Source organism: Pseudoduganella buxea, from assembly GCF_009720835.1.
Classification (GTDB): domain Bacteria; phylum Pseudomonadota; class Gammaproteobacteria; order Burkholderiales; family Burkholderiaceae_D; genus Rugamonas; species Rugamonas buxea.
Genome location: NZ_WNKZ01000217.1, coordinates 1 through 1,168 on the forward strand (window position 1 = coordinate 1; position 1,168 = coordinate 1,168).

The 1,168-nt window shown below is 73.2% G+C and carries 2 protein-coding genes; one reads left to right on the forward strand and one right to left on the reverse strand.

All coding sequences use genetic code 11. The features are described from left to right. Positions 1 to 566: cytochrome P450 family protein (locus GM672_RS27665; protein WP_503826366.1), on the reverse strand; the 566-nt coding region annotated here is incomplete at its 3' end. Positions 567 to 642: 76 nt separating this feature from the next. Here GM672_RS27665 and GM672_RS27670 point away from each other — a divergent pair. Then, positions 643 to 1,168 (forward strand): ArsR/SmtB family transcription factor (locus GM672_RS27670; RefSeq protein WP_155473691.1); only part of this gene is annotated, 526 nt, incomplete at its 3' end.

Consider the following 1,168-nt stretch of genomic DNA (forward strand, 5'->3'; position numbering starts at 1 on the left):
AGCCGGCGCAGCGCCGCCAGCAGGGCCGTAGCGGCTTCGTGCGCCACCCCGATCTGCGCCGCATCCGCCAGCGGCGACAGGGCGCCCGCGAACCGGCCCACGCGGCCAGCCACGGCACCGAGTTGCGCTTCCGGGCAGCCCAGCAGCGATGCCACCGCCTGGACCGGGGCGTCGAACATGAAGGCGTTCAGTCCGGCGGCGTTCCGTACGCGCGCTCGCGGCACGCGAAGGGCGCCGGACGGCACGGCTCCCAGCGCTGCCTGCAGTACCGGCTTGATTTGCGCATGCGGCGCGCCGTCGTTCATCCGCGCCAGCGCCCCGAACAACGTGCCGGCCGGGCCGCGCAGCACGGCGGGCACGGGCTCTTCCACGGGGCGGACCCGGCAATCGGCATGGGCCAGCACGGCGTGCACGGTGTCCGGGTGGGCGCACACCCACAGGCCCAGGCCTGCGTCGTGGAACGGCGCGCGCCCGCGCGCCAGCGCCGCATAGTAGGGGTAAGGGTCGGCATGGCTGACGGCCGCCAGCGCGTCGGCGGGCCGGCTCATTGGTCTCATTGGGTTCATGATTTGTCCTTTGCGGAGCGTCGAGGCTTGCAGTATCCTGAAAAGCCATCGTCGACAATTCGCCCCAGACCGAATCATGGATGCAGACAACCACCTGGCCCGCATTGCCGGCGCCATCGCCGAACCGGCCCGCGCCCGCATGCTGTGCTGCCTGCTCGACGGCCACGCCCGCACCAGCACCGAGCTGGCCGTGGTGGCGGAAGTGAGCCCGTCGACGGCCAGCGCCCACCTGGCCCGGCTGAAGGAAGACGGCCTGCTGGTGCAGCTGGCGCAGGGCAAGCACCGCTACCACCGGCTGGCCGGCACCGACGTCGCCGCCGCGCTGGAAGCGCTGCTGGTGGTGGCAGGGCTGCCCCGCCCTGCCTTCCGCCCCGGCACGCCGACACGCCTGCGCCACGCCCGCACCTGCTACGACCACATGGCCGGCGCTGTCGCCGTCGAGCTGCACGACCATTTCATCGCGCAAGGGTGGCTGGTGGACGACGGCGCCGGCGCCTATGCGCTGTCCGCGCAAGGCGAAGCGCGCCTGCAGCCGCTGGGCCTGGACCCGGCGCCGCTGCGCAAGCTGCGCCGCCGCTTCGCCTGCCCCTGCCTGGACTGGA